Source organism: Duganella qianjiadongensis, from assembly GCF_009857915.1.
Taxonomy (GTDB): domain Bacteria; phylum Pseudomonadota; class Gammaproteobacteria; order Burkholderiales; family Burkholderiaceae_D; genus Rugamonas; species Rugamonas qianjiadongensis.
Genome location: NZ_WWCM01000010.1, coordinates 29,549 through 47,252, shown reverse-complemented (window position 1 = coordinate 47,252; position 17,704 = coordinate 29,549). Strand labels below are relative to the sequence as shown.

The window sequence follows — 17,704 nt, the reverse complement described above, 5'->3', positions numbered from 1 at the left end:
AGCACCAGACTGTCACGCGTCCGGATCGGGATCGAGTTTCTGCGTGAGCCTGGCCAGCAGGCGTTTGGCGGCCTGCCTTTCGTTGGCATGCGGTTTGGCGTGGGGGCCGGCACCGCCGGTACGGGCTTTGGCTGCCACGGCCACAGGGTTGCGCGGCGGCTGCTGCGATGGCTCCACCCGGATGCGCATTTTCTGCCGTGTTGCCAGTGCCTTGTTGGCCATCTCCGCCCCCTCGCTTACAGCACGTAGCGCGACAGGTCTTCGTTGACGGCCAATGCGTCGAGGCGGGCATTGACATAGGCCGCATCGATGCTGATGGTGCTGCCGCTGCCACTGAGTTCGCTGGCGCTGAAGGACAGCTCTTCCAGCAGCTTTTCCATCACCGTGTAGAGCCGGCGCGCACCGATGTTTTCCGTGCGTTCGTTGACCGAGTGGGCGATTTCGGCCAGACGGGTAATGCCGTCCGGCGCGAATTCCACCGTGACGTCTTCGGTGGCCAGCAAGGCTGCGTACTGGCGCGTCAGGCAGGCGTCGGTGCTGGTCAGGATGCGCTCGAAATCGGCGATGGAGAGCGATTCCAGCTCCACGCGGATAGGGAAGCGGCCCTGCAGTTCGGGAATCAGGTCGGACGGTTTGGCCAGGTGGAAGGCGCCGGATGCGATGAACAGTATGTGGTCGGTGCGTATCATGCCGTACTTGGTGTTGACGGTCGTGCCTTCCACCAGCGGCAGCAGGTCGCGCTGCACGCCGGCGCGCGACACGTCGGCACCGCCCACTTCCGAGCGCGAAGCGATCTTGTCGATTTCGTCGAGGAACACGATGCCGTTCTGCTCGACGTTCTGGATCGCCTTCTGCTTCATTTCCTCTTCGTTCACCAGCTTGGCCGCTTCCTCGTCGACCAGCACTTTCATGGCGTCGCGGATTTTGATCTTGCGGGCTTTTTTGCGTGCATTGCCCATGCCGGAGAACATGCTCTTGATCTGCTCCGTCATTTCTTCCATGCCCGGTGGCGCCATGATTTCCATCTGCGGGCCCGCTTCGGCCAGCTCGATTTCGATTTCCTTGTCATCGAGCTCGCCCTGACGCAGACGCTTGCGGAAGGTCTGGCGCGTGCTGTCACCTTCTTTCGGCGCTTCGCTGGCGGCGTTGAAGCCGAAGTCGCGCGCCGGCGGCAGCAGGATGTCGAGCACGCGGTCTTCCGCCGCGTCTTCGGCGCGGGCGCGCACCTTGGCCATTTCCGCCGAGCGGGTCTGCTTGATGCCGATATCGATCAGGTCGCGGATGATGGTATCCACATCGCGTCCCACATAGCCTACTTCGGTGAACTTGGTGGCTTCGATCTTGATGAAGGGCGCATCGGCCAGCTTGGCCAGACGGCGCGCGATCTCCGTTTTACCTACCCCGGTGGGGCCTATCATGAGGATGTTTTTCGGGGTGATTTCATGGCGCAGGGGTTCGGCCACCTGCTGCCGGCGCCAGCGGTTGCGCAAGGCGATAGCCACCGCCTTCTTGGCCTTGGCCTGACCGACTACATGCTTGTCGAGTTCGCCGACGATTTCTTGCGGAGTCATGTTCATGCTGGATCCAGTGTTTCGATAATGTGGTTCAGATTGGTGTAGATGCACAGTTCACCGGCGATGGTGAGCGACTTCTTGACGATCTCGGCCGGGGTCAGCTCGGTGTTTTCCACCAGTGCCTTGGCGGCCGACTGGGCATAGGTGCCGCCCGAGCCGATGGCGCCTACGCCGCCTTCCGGTTCCAGCACGTCGCCGTTGCCGGTAATCACCAGCGTCGAGCTGGCGTCGGCCACCAGCAGCATGGCTTCCAGCCGGCGCAGCACGCGGTCGGTACGCCAGTCCTTGGCCAGTTCCACGGAAGCGCGCAGCAGATTGCCCTGATGCTTGTCCAGCTTGCCTTCGAAGCGGTCCAGCAGGGTGAAGGCGTCGGCGGTGCCGCCGGCGAAGCCCACCAGCACTTTGCCGCCGTAGACTTTGCGGACTTTGCGGGCCGTGCCCTTCATGACGATGTTGCCCAGCGTTACCTGACCATCGCCGCCCAGCGCGACTTCTGCGCCCCGTCGCACGCACAGGATGGTGGTGCCGTGAAATTGTTCCATAGTGACCTCAGAGTAATTGCGAACTGCCGTGATGTCCAATATGGGGCAGCCAGCGCGAATTGCAAGTTTCAGTTGTGGCGCGGCACGATGCGCGCCAGCCGGGAGTAACCCTGCAGCCTGAGCAGGGCGGCCACCAGATGGCTGACGTGGCGGAATTCGATGCTGCTGACGGGCAAATTGCCGAGGCAGGCAAGCAGTTGCTGGGCGCACAGGTAGTCGAGCTGGCGCAGACGGCTGCCATCGAAAATCAGGCGCGGCTGCTGTGCAGCGTAGGCAATGATGCGGCTTTGCAATGCCCCCAGCGGCGCATGCATGGCGAGCGGCAGTTCGAAGGCGTCGCCCGCCGCCGGCCGTGCCTGAACGCTGCGCGGCTGGGCAGGTGCCACGGGCCGAGGCCGGAACGCGGGCGGCGATACTTCGAAAGCCGCGCAGTATTCGAGCGCGATCAGTTCGAATTCGGTTTCCCTATCCAGTCTTTGCAGCAGTTCCAGCAATAATAGCCATGGCGTCGCCGACCTGCTGGCCGGATCGCTAGCCAGCTGGCCGCGCAGAGTGGCGGCCAGCGCCTCGGCGCCGCTCAGCCGCAGATGCTCGGGACTGGCCTGCAGGGTGGCAAGCAGGGTAGCTTGCGCTGTTTCGCCGGCGATCTGCCGTGGCTCCAGCGTCAGGCGAGCTGCCGGCGGGGTGGCGGGCGCGCTGGCGCTCCAGTCCGGCGGCGAGGTTTCGAAGCGCTGTGCATAGACGAGCGAGAGGGCATCGAATGCGTCGCGCTGGTCCAGCAGCTGGTACAGATCGAACAGCAGCCACCACAGGCCGGGTTCGGCAGCCTGCGCCAGATGGTCGCGCAATAGCTGGGCGGCCAGCTGGTACTGGCCTTGCGAGTACAGGATGGCAATTTCGTCGGCCAGCACCGCCGTTTCCGGGGCGGCGGCAGCATGCGGCAGTTCTTCCTCGGGCGTGGCCGGCTGGCTTTGCTGCGCGGCAGGCGGGAAGATGTCAGCCGCCATGGCGGCCTCGATTTCGTCTATTTTGCGCGCCGTTGCCATGGCCAGTTCGCGCTGCTGTTCCGCTGTCAGGGGCGCAGCAGGGCCCGTGCCCGCAACAGGGGCAGTGCCGGTTTTGCCGAAACGGGAGAACAGTCCCACGCTTATCCTCGTGACGCAAAGTAAAAAAAAGCACGCGGCTGCGTGCTTTTTCAGGGCGGTGCCGGCTTAGTCGCCGTACAGCTTCTGTTTCAGTTCGCGGCGCTGCTGGGCTTCCAGCGACAGCGTGGCCGTCGGACGGGCGATCAGGCGCGGAATGCCGATCGGTTCGCCCGTTTCTTCGCACCAGCCGTAGTCGCCGCCATCAATGGCGACGATGGATTGCTGGACTTTTTTCAGCAGTTTGCGTTCGCGGTCGCGCGTACGCAGTTCCAGCGCATGCTCTTCTTCGATGGTTGCGCGGTCGGCCGGATCCGGCACCAGCACGGTTTCGCGCAGGTGTTCGGTGGTTTCGCCAGCGTTCTTCAGCAGCTCTTTTTCCAGCGCTTGCAGCTTGGCTTTGAAAAAGGCCATTTGTGCCGGATTCATATAATCCTTTTCATCCATGGCCAGAATTTCTTCTTCGGTCAGGATGCGTTCGGCTTCGGCGGCGGGGGTCGATTTATTAGTTTTGGTCATAACTTCGCTTACCTTCGATACGACAGAGTTTACATTTAATCAGCCCGAATTTTGTGGCTTTTTAGCCATCCCCACAAAACCCCGATAGTTTATACCAGACATTGTTCTAAACCGCTAATAAAGATGTCTTTCGGCAGATTTTTGCCGATAAATACCATTTTGCTGCCACGAACGTCGTTTTCTCCCCATTTGGCACCGAGGTCGCTGCCCATGATTTGATGCACGCCCTGGAATACCACCTTGCGGTCAGCTTCGCGCATCCACAGCACGCCCTTGTAGCGCAGCATACGGGGGCCATAGGCATTCACCAGTCCGCCGAGGAAATCGTCGAGCTTGGCGGGGTCGAACGGACGGTTGCTTTTGAACACGAACGCGGCGATATCGTCGCTGTGGTGGGCATGGTGGTGATTATGGCCGTGCTCAGGGTGATCACAGTGCTCGTGCTCGTGATGATGGTGGCCGCAGTGCTCGTCGTGCACATGGCCTTCTTCATGGGTCTGCTCGGTGCGCAGGAAGTCGGGATCGAGTTCCAGCTTGTCGTTGAGCATGAAACCTTTCAGATCCAGCACTTCCGTCAGCGGGGCGCGGCCGAAGTCGCTGGTGCTGATGGGCGCGCGCGGATTGATGCGCTTCAGGCGTTCCGTCAGCGCCGCCAGCTGTTGCGGCGTCACCAGATCGGTCTTGGAGAGCAGCAGCTTGTCGGCAAAACCGATCTGGCGCTGGGCTTCTTCATGCTGGTCCAGCTGGTCCATGGCATGGCGCGCATCCACCACGGTGACCACGGCATCGAGCATGTAGTAAGTGCCCACTTCCTCGTCCACGAAGAAAGTCTGCGCCACCGGGCCGGGATTGGCCAGGCCGGTGGTTTCGATCACCACGCGGTCGAATTGCAGGGTGCCCGCTTCGCGCTGCTGGGCCAGCTTGCTGAGGGCCACGATCAGGTCGCCGCGCACGGTACAGCAGATGCAGCCGTTGTTCATTTCGATGATCTGCTCGCTGCTGTCCTGCACCAGAATCTCGTTGTCGATATTTTCCTGACCAAACTCGTTTTCGATCACGGCGATGCGCATGCCATGCTGCTCCTGCAGGATGCGGTTGAGCAGGGTGGTTTTGCCGGCGCCGAGAAAGCCGGTGAGGATGGTGGTGGGTATCAGTGCCATGGTGCGTACCAGTTCTGGTCTAGGGGGAAATTAGATGGGGGTGAAATGCGAAAATGCAAGCGCCTGATTATGCCGGAATTCCGCGCCGGCGCGCAAACTGCACGATTGAGCCAGCGCAGGGTGGCTGCGCATAGCTTTCCGTGCCGCAGCTTATTTTACCTTGGCGCGCGGGTGGGCCTGATCGTACACGGCAGCCAGATGCTGGAAGTCGAGCGCCGTATAGACCTGCGTCGAGCTGATGCTGGTATGGCCCAGCATTTCCTGCACGGCGCGCAGATCGCCCGACGATTGCAGCACATGGGAAGCAAACGAGTGGCGCAACATGTGCGGGTGCACGTGGACCGGCATGCCGCGTGCCAGCGCGTGGGCTTGCAGGCGCTGCTGGAGCACGCGTGGGCTGATGCGGCTGCCCCGCGTGCTGAGGAACAGGGCATTGCTGCCATCGCCAGGTGCGGGGCGTACGGCCAGCCAGGCATGCAGGGCTGCTAGCGCCGCTTTGCCGACGGGGACCACGCGCTGCTTGTTGCCTTTGCCGGTGACGATGACTTCTCCGCTATCGGGCAATAGCCAGCCTTTGGCAGCCGGGCTGGCCTGCAGGTCGAGCGCCGTCAGTTCGGCGACCCGCAAGCCGCTCGAATACAGTAATTCGAACATGGCCTGATTGCACAGCTCGGCCGCAGGCGGGCTGTGGCCGGCATGCAGTTCGGCCGGTGCCACCAGTGCGATCGCATCGTCGACGGACAGGGCACGGGGCAGGGTTCTGGCCTGTTTCGGCGCCCGTACGCCCTGAACGGGATTGCTGGCCAGCGCTAGCTGCTCGCCCAGCCAGTCGTAAAAGCCGCGCCAGCTCGACAGCTTGCGGGCAATCGAGCGGGGATCGAGGCCGCGCGCGTGCAGGCTGGCGGCCAGGCGGCGGATGTGCTGGGTCTGGATGGCGGGCCAGTCCTGGCCCGGCGTGAGGCTGGCCAGTTCGCGCAGATCGCGCGCGTAGGCACTGACCGTGTGGGGCGAGAGCTGGCGCTGGCTGGTGAGCTGGGCCAGATAGCCGTCTATCCAGCCCAGCCGGGGGTCTGGATAGTCGTGCATGACAGCTTGCTCAGGCCAGCAGCCAGGCCAGTGCCGTGCTGCTGGTTTCGCCGATGTGGACCAGGAAGTCGGTGGCCATCAGCGAGGTGAAGCGGGCCGGATCTTCCGAGCCGAGAATCAGCAGGCCGAAGGCATCCTTGTTGCCGGGCTTGCGCAGCGGAATGATCACGGTCGAGGTGATGCCGGTCGGATCATCGAGCCAGCGCACCGCTTCGAAATCCTTGTTGGTGCCGCAATACGGCGCCTGCAGGCTATTGGCGAAGATGCGGGCATCGTCGGAAACGCCGCGCACAAACCACTCGTCCTGATACTCGGCTTCGGCGCCCCAGATGCGCAAAGTCACCTGCGGCACATCAAAACTGTTTTTCAGGCCGCTGGTGACGGCGTGTGGTATGGAACCCACATCTTCCGATTCCAGCAGCGTTCTGGTCCAGCGGTGGAACTTGTTGGCGATCGCTTCATTTTCCGAGGCCAGACGCATGAGGTTGCCCATGCGCAATTCCAGCGTCTTGTATTTGTCGCGCATGACTTCCATCTGGCGCTCCTGCAGCGAGACCGCGCGGCCAGTGACGGGGCTGGAGAGCTTGATTTCGGCCAGCAGGTCGGCGTGCTCTTCGAAAAATGTCGGATTGTCGCTCAGGTACTGGGCGACGAGGTTGGAATCCAGTGGGGCAGTCATGGTGGTGCTTTATTTACGAAATGAAAGATCGAGCTTCATTCTAAACGAAAAAAACGGACATGGTCACCCATGTCCGTGCGCACTTCCGCTCGCAACCGGCCATTGCGGGCCGGTCATAGGCTTAGAAGTTGTGGTGGATACCGAGGCTGTAGAAGTTAGCAGTGGTAACTGCCTTCTTGTTCGAGGCATCGACGTACAGATAGGTGCGTGGCGACAGGTTGTAGTCGTAGCCGATCGAAACCTGCTTGGTTTTGGCGATGGCTGCACTGTTCAGGACGTTGTCCGGATCTTTCTGGCCGTAACCAGCGCGGACCAGACCTGCACCCACGGTGTAGTTGGCGCCGACCAGCCAGGCTTTGGTCTTAGGATTGATGGTGACGTTTTCCGACTGGTCTTGCGACTGGTAGGAAGCCATCAGTTTCAGCTCAGGTGCAGGTTTGAAGTAGGCACCCAGCGACCAGATTTTGGTCTGGATAGCATTCTTTTCATACGCGCCATACACGCCCAGCGGGCCATTGATGGCCGTTGCGCTCAGCGAGTAAGGGGTGGTGGTTGGCGCCGAGTTAGCCGGGAACTGCGGGTTGGCAGCGGTACCTTTGCCGATGATCACTGGGTTCTGATTGGCTTCCTTGGCCTGTACGGTGACGTTGACCTGGAAGATGCCGCCCACTACCGGGCTGTTATAGAACACCGAGTTGGAGAAGCGGTTTTTCGAGTTGCCGGTCGCGCTCATCGGATCGCTGGTGTAGCCGGCTACTTGCAGGTCGGTCTGGTAACCGGCCACGGCAGGCATGCCGCTCCATGGTTCGAACAGGGTACTGGTTTCCTGGAAGGCGGTCAGACCACGGCCCAGACGTACGGTACCGAAGTCGCCTTGCAGGCCGACGCGGCTCTGGCCCTGGAACAGCGGACGGCTGTTGGCGCCCGAGGTGTTTTCGATGGTGCCGGTGTCTGGCTCGTAGCGGATTTCCAGCTGGAACAGTGCGCTCAGGCCGCTGCCCAGATCTTCTACGCCTTTGAAGCCCAGCTTGTTGTTATCGCGCTTGCCGACCGAGGTAGGGCCGCCGGTCAGTTTGGAAATACCTGCATCCAGAGTGCCGTAGACGGTCACGGACGATTGGGCATAGGCTGCGCCCGTAAATGCGCCCATGAGCGCCAGAGCCACTAAAGATTTTTTCATTTTAGCTATTCCTTTAAGAGTGAACGTCAATACTTCTGAAGCTGAACGGAGCTACTGCGAGCCCCGCGGATGCTGAAACCTTAATCTGCTACCGCTTTAAAATCGTTGAAATGGTCGATTAGGACGCTTAATTTTGGTCGAAAGCCCGTCAAACTGAGCTTCCTGTTGTATTAATGAAACGCCTCCCGTGCTGCCGGCCTGCCCGGTTTTAGACATCAATTCCTTTCACACAGGCATCACTTTGCCTCTAGCGTACCGCGTTCCACAGCGTTGGATCTTTGCGTGATATCAAAATGTTCAGCATATTCTTTTCTGTGTGGCGCCAATGGCACGCTACACTCTCCGTTACCAATGGTAGCCATGCACCTGTGCAGACAGGGTGGCGAGCACCTTCCGCTTCTATGAATCGGAGTAATAGAGAGACGATGGCTAATCGAGAAGAATTAGGGATCATCCGTGGCGCGCGCGGGGGAGACGCAGCGTGCCAGCTGGCACTTGGCAAGCTTTATCTGTTTGGCGGCGCCAGTCTGCCGCGCAGCCTGCCTACCGCACTGCACTGGCTGGATCGCGCCGCAGGCCAGCAGCAGGATGAAGCCTGGATGTTGATTGGTAGTTACATTCCGTACGAGCAGGCACAGCACAAAATGCCGGCAGTGCTGGTCTGGTACGAGCGGGCCTATGAAGCCGGGATAGAGCAGGCCGGGCTGGTGCTGGCCCAGCTGGTGCTCAATGGCGGCAGCGTGCCGGCAGTGCAGGCGCTGCAGGGCAAGGCCCTGCAATTGCTCGAAGTATCGGCCCGCAGCGGCTGCGCCGAAGCGCAGTGGCTGCTGGCGCAGCAGCCGGCGGCAACGGTGGCCGCCAGTAGTCCCGACTTGCTGGACAACCAGCCTGCCGTCGCGCAGGAGGGCGCCAGCGGCCAGCAATGGCTGGCCCGTGCGGCCGATAATGGCCTGGCTGCGGCCCAGTACGCCGTGCTGGAGCAGGCATGGAATAGCGATCCGGCCGCCTATCTGGAGCGTGCCTTGCCGCTGTCGCGCCAGTTGCTGATCGGCGCGCCCATCGATGCGGAAGCGGCGCGCAATGTCGAGTGGGCCGTATTGCCGGTACAGCTGACTCTGCTGTCGCGCTGCGCCGAACTGCTCGAAGCGCGCGCCGACGAGCGCGACGAAGCGCAGGCGGAGCTGTTGCAGTACCGCGAACTGGCGGCCTATGGCGGCGACCGTCAGGCCCAGCTGGCGCTGGGGCTGTGGTTTGCCCGCATGGATGGCGCAGGCCGGCGCCAGACTCACGGCATCGCCGCTGCCAATTTCAAGCGCGCCATCCGCTGGCTCACGCTGGCGGGCGAGCAGGGGCTGGCCGAAGCATGGTTTGCCCTGTCGCGCATTTATCTTAAACCGGAATTTTCCCAGCGCTGCGTGGCGGAAGCCCAGCGCTATCTGGAGCGCGCGGCCGAAATGGGCCATAGCGGCGCGCAGCTCGAATGTGGCATGTATGCCTGGCGTAACCGCCGTACCGACGAACAGAGCGATGTGCGCGCAGCTTACTGGCTGCAGAAGGCCGTGGCACAGGGCTGCCGCGAAGCGGAAGCGGCGCTGGCGCGGGTGGCGGCAGTGGCGAAACCGGCCGCATGGGCGGAAACCGTACTCGGCAGCCTGAGCCGCGAGTCGCTCGAATCCCAGCCGCTGCTGACGGCGCGGCTGGAACTGGCCTGTCTGTTCGGCCTGAGCCGGCCGGAAGCATTGCTGCTCGATATACCGGCGGCCGATCAGGGCCACTGTCTGGTCATCGATATCCGTGCCAGCTATGGCCGCAGCAAGCGCCGGCTGGTGCTGCTGCGTACGGCCCGCGAACGGCAGGCACTGGACCGGCTGGTGCGTCTGTTCGAACCCTACGATAACAGTGCCGACGGGATAGAGGGCAACTACCGCCAGCGCCTGTACCGTCTGAAAACCTGGGCGCCGGTGGCAGCCCATGTGGATGATCTGCTGGCCGCCTGAGACGCAGCAATTCGGCGCCCATCATGCAAGCAGGCCCGGCTGGAACGGGGCCTGGCTGTTTTTGCGGCGTTCAGATCTCGATTTCGCCCTCGAATACTGTGACGGCAGGGCCGGTAAGCAATACCGGCTGACCCGGACCGGCCCAGCTGATAGACAGCTGGCCGCCGCGGGCATCGACCCGCACCGGACTGTCGAGCAGGCCGCGGCGGATACCGGCCACGGCTGCCGCGCAGGCTCCCGTACCGCAGGCCAGGGTTTCACCCACGCCCCGTTCGAACACGCGCAGGCGGATGTGCTGACGGTCGACGATCTGCATGAAGCCGGCGTTGACGCGGTTAGGGAAGCGCGCATGGCGCTCGATCAGGGGGCCGCTCAGTTCGACGGGCGCGGTATCGACATCGTCCACCACCTGCACGGCGTGCGGGTTGCCCATCGATACCACCGAGATCAGCACTTCCTCGCGCGCGCCGCCCAGCTCCAGCATCAGCGGCCACAGCAGATCGCTGCCCTGTGGCTGGCCCTGCAGGTTTTCTGCATCGAAGGGTACGCGTGCCGGTTCCAGCACGGGCGCGCCCATATCCACGGTAATGCTGCCATCCGCTTCGAGGCGCGGGGCGATGATGCCGGCCTTGGTCTGCACCGTGATGCTGCGCTGGCTGGTCAGGCCTTTCTCTGCCACGAATTTCACGAAGGCACGGGAACCATTGCCGCACTGTTCCACTTCGCCGCCATCGGCATTAAAAATCCGGTAGCGGAAGTCGCAGCCCGCTTCGGTCGGTTTTTCCACCAGCAGCATCTGGTCGGCGCCTACGCCGAAGCGGCGGTCGCCCAGCAGCTTCCACTGCTCCGGCGTGAACTGGATATCCTGATTAATGCCGTCGATGACCACGAAGTCATTGCCGGCGCCGTGCATTTTGGTGAATTTGAGTTTCATCGCAATTATCTGATTACGGTTGAGGCGCGCGCTGGTACAGCGACGGTTCGCCATGCGGACGGGTCTTGAAGCGTTTGTGCGTCCAGAAATATTCGGCTGGCGCTTCCCGCACACGGTCCTCGATAAAGGCATTCATGCGGCGCGTTGCGGCGACCATGTCGGTGCCGGGGTAATTGTCCCACACCGGATAGAATTTCACACGCCAGCCCTGGAAATTGGGCAGGAAGGTGGCGATCACCGGCATTACCTGCGCGCCGGTGGTGGCGGCAATCCGTGCCGTGGCGGTCAGCGTGGCCGCTTCGATGCCGAAGAAGGGCACGAACTCGGCATCTTTTTCGCCGAAGTCCATATCGGGCAGCATGAAGTAGGGCAGCTTGTCGCGCAGCGCGCGCATGATGGGCTTGATGCCATCCTGACGGGTGAACAGCTTGACGGGTTTGAAGCGCGAGCGTCCTGCGCGCAGCACGCGGTCGAACGCCAGATTCTTCTGTTGTACATACATCGACGAGGCGCTGGTTTCCATCGCTACGGCGGCGCCGGCTACGTCGAGGCAGACAAAGTGCGGGCATAACAGGATAGTAGGCTGGGCAGTCATCTGTTCCACCGGCACGCTGGACGGATCGAGCTGGATCAGGCGGCGCAGGCGCGCTTCCGAAGCCCACCACAGGATGCCGCGTTCCCACACGCTGCGCGAATAGGCCTGAAAGTGCTGGCGTGCCAGCACCACGCGCTCGGCTTCCGTCAGTTCCGGCATGCACAGGCGCAGATTGGTCAGGGTGATGTGGCGGCGCGAAGGCAGCAGAACGAACAGCAGGCTGCCGATCAGCTTACCGAAGCGGCCCAGCACGGGCAGAGGCAGCCAGTGCAGCAGCCACATAAAACCGAGTAGCAGCTTCATGCCTGGGCTCCTTCTGCCGGAGCGTCTATGCCGGCAGGCACTTTGTAGCGGTTGTAGCTCCAGAAATATTGCGCAGGGCAGCGGGCGATCAGGCGCTCCATCGCGTGGTTGATGCTCTGGGCCTGTTCGGCGGCGCTGCCGGCCAGCGTGCCTTCGAACGGGACGAAGCGGATCACATAGCCGCGTCCGCCCGGCAGACGTTCGGCGTAGGTGACGATGATGGTGGCGTCGCCCATCTGCGCCAGTTTGGCCGGCAGCGTCATGGTGTAAGCCTGACGGCCGAAGAAAGTGGCCCACACGCCTTCGCCTTCCTGCGGCACCTGATCGGGCAGCAGGCCGATAGGTTTGCCTTTTTTCAGGGTTTTGGCCAGCATGCGCACGCCCGACATATTGGCCGGTGCCAGCAGCAGGTTGTCGCGCGCGCGGGCACCTTCGATCAGTGGCTTGAGCGCGGCTTTTTTCGGCGGGCGGTACATCACCATCAGTTCTGTGCGCAGCGCAATTTCCTGGGCGACGATTTCGAAGCAGCCCAGATGCGGTGTTAAAAATACAATGCCGCGACCTGCATCAAGTTCCGTCTGCACCAGCGACCAGCCTTCATCGCTGGCATGGCGCGAAACGCGTTCGGGTTGGGCGCACCAGATGAAGGGCAGTTCGACGATGGATTTGCCCGCTTCGGCGATGGCGGCGTGCAGGTGCTGGCCGTAGCCGGCCTGACGCAGATTGTCGCGCATGCGGCGCCGGTAGGAGGCCGAGCTCAGGTAAACCAGCCAGCCCAGCACACTGCCCAGAGCATGCAAAATTGGCAAAGGCAAGATGGAAAATAAGCGGAAAATGGGAACTAACATGAGAAATTCATCTAGGTTACGGTGCTGCGGGCAAGTGTTGCTGTGCCAAAATTTTCAAAGAAGCGTAAAATACCACGTTAGCAGTAACCGCTGAGTTAACAGACAACTTGCGAAGCGGAATATAAATATCGCTAAAGCGTCGCAAGCCGTATTGGTAAGCGACCGTTATTCTTCACCAATCTTCAGGAGCTTGCGATGTCTAATGATTATCTTTTCACTTCCGAATCCGTCTCGGAAGGCCACCCCGACAAAGTTGCAGACCAGATTTCCGATGCGATTCTGGACGCGATTCTGACCCAGGACCCGAAAGCCCGTGTTGCTGCAGAAACTCTGTGCAATACCGGTCTGGTCGTACTGGCCGGTGAAATCACCACCCACGCCAATGTTGATTATATTCAAGTTGCGCGCGAAACCATCAAACGTATCGGTTACGACAACACCGATTACGGTATCGACTACAAGGGCTGCGCCGTGCTGGTGGCCTACGACAAGCAGTCGCCGGACATCGCGCAAGGCGTGGATGAAGGTGCGGGCATTGATCTCGATCAAGGCGCGGGCGATCAGGGCCTGATGTTCGGCTACGCTTGCGATGAAACGGCCGAGCTGATGCCTGCCGCCATCCATTACTCGCACCGTCTGGTCGAGCGCCAGTCGCAGCTGCGTAAAGATGGCCGTCTGCCATGGCTGCGCCCCGATGCCAAATCGCAGGTCACCCTGCGCTACGTCAATGGCCGTCCGGTAGCAGTCGACACCGTCGTGCTGTCGACCCAGCACGCGCCGGAAATGGAACACAAGCAGATCGAAGAAGCGGTGATCGAAGAGATCATCAAGCCGGTGCTGCCGCGCGAATGGCTGACCAACACCCGCTATCTGGTCAACCCGACCGGCCGTTTCGTGATCGGTGGCCCGCAAGGCGACTGCGGCCTGACCGGCCGCAAGATCATCGTCGATACCTACGGTGGCGCCAGCCCGCACGGCGGCGGTGCTTTCTCCGGCAAAGATCCGTCGAAAGTGGACCGTTCGGCTGCCTATGCGGCCCGTTACGTGGCGAAAAACGTGGTCGCTGCCGGTCTGGCGCGCCAGTGCCAGGTGCAGGTCAGCTACGCCATCGGCGTGGCCCGTCCGATCAACATCACCGTCTACACCGAAGGTACGGGCGTGATTCCGGACGAGAAAATCGCCGAACTGGTGATGGCCCACTTCGACCTGCGTCCGAAAGGCATCGTGCAGATGCTGGACCTGCTGCGTCCTATCTACGCCAAGACGGCTGCCTATGGCCACTTCGGCCGCGAAGAGCCGGAGTTCACCTGGGAGCGCACCGACAAGGCTGCCATCCTGCGTGATGCCGCCGGCCTGAAGTAATCCTGCGCAGCGCGGCGTCCCGCCGCCTGCCCAAACAACGCCCTGCTCGCCCTGCGCCAGCGGGGCGTTTTTCTTTGCTCAGTCGTCGCGCGGCCGTTTCCGCCCCAGAAATGCGCGTATCACAGCCGCAGAAGGCACGGCGGTTAAAGCGATCGCTACCGCGGTCTGATTCTGTAGTGCTAGAAAACAGCAGGCCGCGATAGAAATCAGTGCGATCAGCATGCCTGCCATGCGTCCGCCCTGATAACTCTGGTTCAGGTTTCTGGCCGATAGTTCCGCCATGGCCTGTTCGCGACGGGGGGTTTCGATGTGGGCACGTGCTGCCAGATCCTCGATCTCGTGGCGGTGCACGGCCTCATTCTGCGCTAGCTCGATCAAACGGGCAGCTGTTCCCGGAACCAGCCGTTCGTAATGCTCTAGCAGATGAGGAGGTGGAATGGTTGCCTGCAGCATGGTCATATACTCCATCCAGTAGTGAGGGCGGGCGTGTGCCAGAGCGTCAAGCTGGCTTATCGCGTTTTGTTGCCGCTGGGTTAACTGGCGCTGCGGAGCCGGTTTTTTGCTGGAGTGTCGCTTCATAATCGCTGATCACTTTATGCAGATCCAGTCCGATGCGTTGCCAGTCGCGCGCGAGTACCGCGTAATCAGGCGGCGCCAGTTTGATTTGTGGTCGGGCGTGTTGCTTGCTGTGATCCGGCATGCCTACCGCCAGATAGTAGGGAGCAGCCAGACCTTCCCATACACCTTCATAAAAGGCGCGTAAACAAGCTTTGGTATGTGGGCTCAGTGGCATGATGGTGTTTGGCGCCGTCCTTATTAGTGACGGTAGCAGAGTGATTAGCGTGAAATTTAAGATCGCGCAAATGTGCGAAAGTTCCCACTTTGACCTATGCCGCCGCAGTGAAACGCTGCAGTTCGTACGTGCGAGCGCTGCATCGCTGCTGATTTTTGCTGCATTTGATGGTAAAATCCCTGCTCCGAGGAGCGTTGCGACGCATCAAAACTTTGATGCGCCAGGCTCGGAGTCCCAAACCGCGCTCACGTTACTTTTTTCAACACATGAAAGGAGGGCGTGATGAACGCCGTACTCAAATCTTCCCACGACTACCTGGTTGCCGACATCTCGCTGGCAGGCTGGGGTAATAAAGAAATCAAGATTGCAGAAACCGAAATGCCGGGCCTGATGGCGATCCGCGAGGAATACGCCGCCAGCCAGCCTTTGAAGGGCGCGCGCATCACCGGTTCGCTGCACATGACCATCCAGACCGCCGTGCTGATCCAGACGCTGGAAGCGCTGGGCGCACAAGTGCGCTGGGCGTCGTGCAATATCTACTCGACCCAGGATCACGCTGCCGCTGCCATCGCTGCCAACGGCACCCCCGTGTTCGCCATCAAGGGCGAAACGCTGGATGAATACTGGGACTACACCCATCGCATCTTCGAGTGGCCAGCCGACGCTGCCGGCAATGCCGTGTACTCGAACATGATACTGGATGACGGCGGCGACGCTACCCTGCTGCTGCATCTGGGCGCCCGTGCCGAAACCGATATCTCCGTGCTGGCCAACCCCGGTTCGGAAGAAGAAATCTGCCTGTTCAACGCCATCAAGGCCCATCTGGCCAAAGATCCGCAGTGGTACTCCAAGCGTCTGCCGCACATTCTGGGCGTGACCGAAGAAACCACCACCGGCGTGCACCGCCTGTACCAGATGCACAAGGAAGGCAAGCTGCACTTCCCTGCGATTAACGTCAACGATTCCGTCACCAAATCCAAGTTCGACAACCTGTACGGCTGCCGCGAATCGCTGGTCGACGGCATCAAGCGCGCCACCGACGTGATGGTGGCCGGCAAGATCGCCGTGATCGCCGGTTACGGTGACGTGGGCAAAGGTTCGGCGCAAGCCATGCGCGCCCTGTCGGCGCAGGTATGGGTGACCGAGATCGATCCGATCTGCGCCTTGCAGGCGGCGATGGAAGGCTACCGCGTGGTGACCATGGACTACGCTGCCGAACACGGCGACATCTTCGTCACCTGCACCGGCAACTACCACATCCTGACCGAACAGCACATGCTGAAGATGAAGGATCAGGCCATCGTCTGCAACATCGGCCACTTCGACAACGAGATCGATGTTGCTGCGCTGAAGAAGTACACCTGGGAAAACATCAAGCCGCAAGTCGATCACGTGATCTTCCCGTCGGGCAAGCGCATCATCCTGCTGGCCGAAGGCCGTCTGGTGAATCTGGGTTGCGGTACCGGCCACCCTTCGTACGTGATGTCGTCCTCGTTCGCCAACCAGACCATCGCCCAGATCGAGCTGTACGCCAACACCGACAAATATCCGGTCGGCGTGTACGTGCTGCCTAAGCATCTGGACGAAAAAGTGGCGCGTCTGCAGCTGAAAAAACTTAATGCCCAGCTGACCGTGCTGACCCCTGAACAGGCTGCCTACATCGGCGTGTCGCAGGAAGGTCCGTACAAGCCTGAGCACTACCGTTATTAATCCGCCTTAATCCGTCATTCGGCTCCGGCCGGCGCTGTGGTGCAGTCCGCCAGCAATGGCGGGCCAGTCCACAGCGTTCCCACTTGCAGCGAGTCTCTATTATGCGTTTGGTCCTTACCTGGTTAATCAATGCAATTGCCTTGCTGGCAATTCCCTACCTGATGCATTCCGTCGAGGTCACAAGCCTCGGTGCAGCCCTCGTCGCGGCTTTGGTTCTGGGTCTGGTGAATACGCTGATCCGCCCCGTCTTGCTGCTGCTGACCTTGCCTGTGACGCTGGTGTCGCTGGGCCTGTTCATCTTCATCATCAATGGTTTCATGTTCTGGCTGGTCGCCCAGTGGGTAGACGGCTTCCATGTCGACAGCTTCCTGTCGGCCATAGGCGGTGCTTTGCTGTATAGCGTGATTTCCTGGGCTCTTACGACTCTTATTTTGAAGAACTCCGATGGCTAATCATAATTTCAGTATTGAATTCTTTCCGCCCAAGACGGCGGAAGGGGCGGAAAAGCTGCGCGTCACGCGCGCCAAGCTGTCCGAGCTGCATCCCAAGTATTTCTCGGTAACCTTTGGTGCGGGCGGTACTACCCAGCGCGGTACGCTTGATACCGTAGTGGAAATTCTGGCTGCCGGCGAAGACGCTGCGCCCCACCTGTCCTGCGTGGGTGGTACGCGCGCATCGATCCGCCAGATTCTGGACGAGTACAAGTCGCACAATATTCGCAGGCTGGTGGCGCTGCGCGGCGACCTGCCCAGCGGTTACGGTGCCGCCGGTGAATTCCGCTACGCCAACGAGCTGGTGGAATTCATCCGTGCCGAAACGGGCGACTGGTTCCACATCGAAGTGGCGGCCTATCCGGAAGTGCACCCGCAAGCCCGTTCGCCGCAGGATGACCTGCTGGCCTTCGAGCGCAAGGTGAAAGCCGGCGCCAATTCCGCCATCACCCAGTATTTCTACAATGCCGACGCCTACTTCCAGTTCGTCGAGCAGACCCAGAAACTGGGCATCGATGTGCCTGTTGTGGCCGGCATCATGCCGATCACCAACTACACCCAGCTGATGCGCTTCTCGGACATGTGCGGCGCCGAGATTCCGCGCTGGGTACGGTTGAAACTGGCCAGCTTCGGCGACGATAGCGCCTCCATCAAGGCTTTCGGGCTGGACGTGGTGAGTGCACTGTGCGAACGCCTGCTGGCCGGTGGCGCACCGGGACTGCACTTCTACAGCATGAATCAGGCAGCGGCCACCACGGCGCTGTGGCAGCGCCTCGTCAAATAAGCAGG

Annotated in this window: 19 protein-coding genes and 1 riboswitch; of the genes, 5 read left to right on the top strand and 14 right to left on the bottom strand. The window is 61.2% G+C overall.

The window, feature by feature from the left end; translation table 11 throughout:
- Positions 1-12: 12 nt before the first annotated feature.
- The 9 genes from GTP27_RS14925 to GTP27_RS14885 all read right to left on the bottom strand — a co-directional run bounded on the left by GTP27_RS14925 (position 13) and on the right by GTP27_RS14885 (position 7,882).
- The gene (locus GTP27_RS14925) at positions 13-222 is read right to left on the bottom strand and encodes a hypothetical protein (RefSeq protein ID WP_161039976.1); all 210 of its coding nucleotides are present in this window, start codon (positions 220-222) and stop codon (positions 13-15) included.
- Positions 223-236: 14 nt separating this feature from the next.
- Positions 237-1,577: an ATP-dependent protease ATPase subunit HslU gene (hslU, locus tag GTP27_RS14920; protein ID WP_202416809.1), complete on the bottom strand. Its 1,341-nt coding sequence runs from the start codon at positions 1,575-1,577 to the stop codon at positions 237-239.
- Positions 1,574-2,116: an ATP-dependent protease subunit HslV gene (gene hslV / locus GTP27_RS14915; RefSeq protein ID WP_161039975.1), complete on the bottom strand. Its 543-nt coding sequence runs from the start codon at positions 2,114-2,116 to the stop codon at positions 1,574-1,576. Before hslV ends, hslU begins: the two co-directional genes overlap by 4 nt.
- 68 nt (positions 2,117-2,184) lie before the next feature.
- The gene (locus GTP27_RS14910; protein ID WP_161039974.1) at positions 2,185-3,261 is read right to left on the bottom strand and encodes a hypothetical protein; all 1,077 of its coding nucleotides are present in this window, start codon (positions 3,259-3,261) and stop codon (positions 2,185-2,187) included.
- A 66-nt stretch (positions 3,262-3,327) separates the two neighbouring features.
- The gene (gene dksA / locus GTP27_RS14905) at positions 3,328-3,777 is read right to left on the bottom strand and encodes an RNA polymerase-binding protein DksA (RefSeq protein ID WP_161039973.1); all 450 of its coding nucleotides are present in this window, start codon (positions 3,775-3,777) and stop codon (positions 3,328-3,330) included.
- Positions 3,778-3,866: 89 nt separating this feature from the next.
- Complete coding sequence (locus GTP27_RS14900; RefSeq protein ID WP_161039972.1) at positions 3,867-4,937, bottom strand: CobW family GTP-binding protein; 1,071 nt, start codon at positions 4,935-4,937, stop codon at positions 3,867-3,869.
- 150 nt (positions 4,938-5,087) lie between these two features.
- A complete protein-coding gene (locus GTP27_RS14895) occupies positions 5,088-6,023 on the bottom strand; it encodes a tyrosine recombinase XerC (RefSeq protein ID WP_161039971.1) in 936 nt (311 codons plus the stop codon).
- A 10-nt stretch (positions 6,024-6,033) separates the two neighbouring features.
- Positions 6,034-6,702: a DUF484 family protein gene (locus tag GTP27_RS14890; RefSeq protein ID WP_161039970.1), complete on the bottom strand. Its 669-nt coding sequence runs from the start codon at positions 6,700-6,702 to the stop codon at positions 6,034-6,036.
- Positions 6,703-6,823: 121 nt separating this feature from the next.
- Positions 6,824-7,882: a porin gene (locus GTP27_RS14885; protein ID WP_161039969.1), complete on the bottom strand. Its 1,059-nt coding sequence runs from the start codon at positions 7,880-7,882 to the stop codon at positions 6,824-6,826.
- A 425-nt stretch (positions 7,883-8,307) separates the two neighbouring features.
- On the opposite strand from GTP27_RS14885, the gene GTP27_RS14880 reads away from it, so the two are divergent.
- A complete protein-coding gene (locus tag GTP27_RS14880) occupies positions 8,308-9,879 on the top strand; it encodes a tetratricopeptide repeat protein (RefSeq protein WP_202416807.1) in 1,572 nt (523 codons plus the stop codon).
- A gap of 70 nt (positions 9,880-9,949) precedes the next feature.
- Here the strand turns inward: GTP27_RS14880 and dapF are convergent, their stop codons facing one another.
- Genes dapF through GTP27_RS14865 form a run of 3 tightly spaced genes read right to left on the bottom strand, consistent with a single transcriptional unit; the run spans position 9,950 to position 12,559 of the window.
- The gene (gene dapF / locus GTP27_RS14875; protein ID WP_161039967.1) at positions 9,950-10,813 is read right to left on the bottom strand and encodes a diaminopimelate epimerase; all 864 of its coding nucleotides are present in this window, start codon (positions 10,811-10,813) and stop codon (positions 9,950-9,952) included.
- A gap of 13 nt (positions 10,814-10,826) precedes the next feature.
- Positions 10,827-11,711: an LpxL/LpxP family acyltransferase gene (locus GTP27_RS14870; RefSeq protein ID WP_161039966.1), complete on the bottom strand. Its 885-nt coding sequence runs from the start codon at positions 11,709-11,711 to the stop codon at positions 10,827-10,829.
- Positions 11,708-12,559 (bottom strand): lysophospholipid acyltransferase family protein, encoded by an 852-nt coding sequence (locus GTP27_RS14865; protein WP_161039965.1) that lies wholly within the window; start codon positions 12,557-12,559, stop codon positions 11,708-11,710. The genes GTP27_RS14870 and GTP27_RS14865 overlap by 4 nt, the downstream gene beginning before the upstream one ends.
- Positions 12,560-12,754: 195 nt before the next feature.
- Here GTP27_RS14865 and metK point away from each other — a divergent pair, with 195 nt between their 5' ends.
- Positions 12,755-13,921, top strand: coding sequence for a methionine adenosyltransferase (metK, locus tag GTP27_RS14860; RefSeq protein ID WP_161039964.1), 1,167 nt, complete (start codon positions 12,755-12,757; stop codon positions 13,919-13,921).
- A gap of 78 nt (positions 13,922-13,999) precedes the next feature.
- On the opposite strand, the gene GTP27_RS14855 is transcribed toward metK, so the two are convergent.
- Positions 14,000-14,380, bottom strand: coding sequence for a DUF2335 domain-containing protein (locus GTP27_RS14855; protein ID WP_161039963.1), 381 nt, complete (start codon positions 14,378-14,380; stop codon positions 14,000-14,002).
- 40 nt (positions 14,381-14,420) lie between these two features.
- Entirely contained in the window at positions 14,421-14,714 is a 294-nt protein-coding gene (locus tag GTP27_RS14850; RefSeq protein WP_161039962.1) for a hypothetical protein, read from the bottom strand.
- 180 nt (positions 14,715-14,894) lie between these two features.
- Positions 14,895-14,968: riboswitch (S-adenosyl-L-homocysteine riboswitch) on the top strand.
- Between the two features lie 28 nt (positions 14,969-14,996).
- Between GTP27_RS14850 and ahcY the strand changes: the two genes are divergently transcribed.
- The 3 genes from ahcY to metF all read left to right on the top strand — a co-directional run bounded on the left by ahcY (position 14,997) and on the right by metF (position 17,699).
- Positions 14,997-16,424 carry an adenosylhomocysteinase gene (gene ahcY / locus GTP27_RS14845; RefSeq protein WP_161039961.1) on the top strand — a complete coding sequence of 476 codons (1,428 nt, stop codon included), beginning with the start codon at positions 14,997-14,999 and terminating at the stop codon, positions 16,422-16,424.
- A gap of 101 nt (positions 16,425-16,525) precedes the next feature.
- Positions 16,526-16,876 carry a phage holin family protein gene (locus GTP27_RS14840; protein ID WP_161039960.1) on the top strand — a complete coding sequence of 117 codons (351 nt, stop codon included), beginning with the start codon at positions 16,526-16,528 and terminating at the stop codon, positions 16,874-16,876.
- Entirely contained in the window at positions 16,869-17,699 is an 831-nt protein-coding gene (gene metF / locus GTP27_RS14835; RefSeq protein ID WP_161039959.1) for a methylenetetrahydrofolate reductase [NAD(P)H], read from the top strand. The genes GTP27_RS14840 and metF overlap by 8 nt, the downstream gene beginning before the upstream one ends.
- The last annotated feature ends 5 nt before the right edge of the window (positions 17,700-17,704 follow it).

Excerpts from the sequence above, each read along its gene's own strand:
- GTP27_RS14925 (WP_161039976.1), bottom strand. The coding sequence starts at position 222 with ATGGCCAACAAGGCACTGGCAACACGGCAGAAAATGCGCATCCGGGTG.
- hslU (WP_202416809.1), bottom strand. The coding sequence starts at position 1,577 with ATGAACATGACTCCGCAAGAAATCGTCGGCGAACTCGACAAGCATGTA.
- hslV (WP_161039975.1), bottom strand. The coding sequence starts at position 2,116 with ATGGAACAATTTCACGGCACCACCATCCTGTGCGTGCGACGGGGCGCA.
- dksA (WP_161039973.1), bottom strand. The coding sequence starts at position 3,777 with ATGACCAAAACTAATAAATCGACCCCCGCCGCCGAAGCCGAACGCATC.
- GTP27_RS14900 (WP_161039972.1), bottom strand. The coding sequence starts at position 4,937 with ATGGCACTGATACCCACCACCATCCTCACCGGCTTTCTCGGCGCCGGC.
- GTP27_RS14895 (WP_161039971.1), bottom strand. The coding sequence starts at position 6,023 with ATGCACGACTATCCAGACCCCCGGCTGGGCTGGATAGACGGCTATCTG.
- GTP27_RS14890 (WP_161039970.1), bottom strand. The coding sequence starts at position 6,702 with ATGACTGCCCCACTGGATTCCAACCTCGTCGCCCAGTACCTGAGCGAC.
- GTP27_RS14885 (WP_161039969.1), bottom strand. The coding sequence starts at position 7,882 with ATGAAAAAATCTTTAGTGGCTCTGGCGCTCATGGGCGCATTTACGGGC.
- GTP27_RS14880 (WP_202416807.1), top strand. The coding sequence starts at position 8,308 with ATGGCTAATCGAGAAGAATTAGGGATCATCCGTGGCGCGCGCGGGGGA.
- dapF (WP_161039967.1), bottom strand. The coding sequence starts at position 10,813 with ATGAAACTCAAATTCACCAAAATGCACGGCGCCGGCAATGACTTCGTG.
- GTP27_RS14870 (WP_161039966.1), bottom strand. The coding sequence starts at position 11,711 with ATGAAGCTGCTACTCGGTTTTATGTGGCTGCTGCACTGGCTGCCTCTG.
- GTP27_RS14865 (WP_161039965.1), bottom strand. The coding sequence starts at position 12,559 with ATGTTAGTTCCCATTTTCCGCTTATTTTCCATCTTGCCTTTGCCAATT.
- metK (WP_161039964.1), top strand. The coding sequence starts at position 12,755 with ATGTCTAATGATTATCTTTTCACTTCCGAATCCGTCTCGGAAGGCCAC.
- GTP27_RS14855 (WP_161039963.1), bottom strand. The coding sequence starts at position 14,380 with ATGACCATGCTGCAGGCAACCATTCCACCTCCTCATCTGCTAGAGCAT.
- GTP27_RS14850 (WP_161039962.1), bottom strand. The coding sequence starts at position 14,714 with ATGCCACTGAGCCCACATACCAAAGCTTGTTTACGCGCCTTTTATGAA.
- ahcY (WP_161039961.1), top strand. The coding sequence starts at position 14,997 with ATGAACGCCGTACTCAAATCTTCCCACGACTACCTGGTTGCCGACATC.
- GTP27_RS14840 (WP_161039960.1), top strand. The coding sequence starts at position 16,526 with ATGCGTTTGGTCCTTACCTGGTTAATCAATGCAATTGCCTTGCTGGCA.
- metF (WP_161039959.1), top strand. The coding sequence starts at position 16,869 with ATGGCTAATCATAATTTCAGTATTGAATTCTTTCCGCCCAAGACGGCG.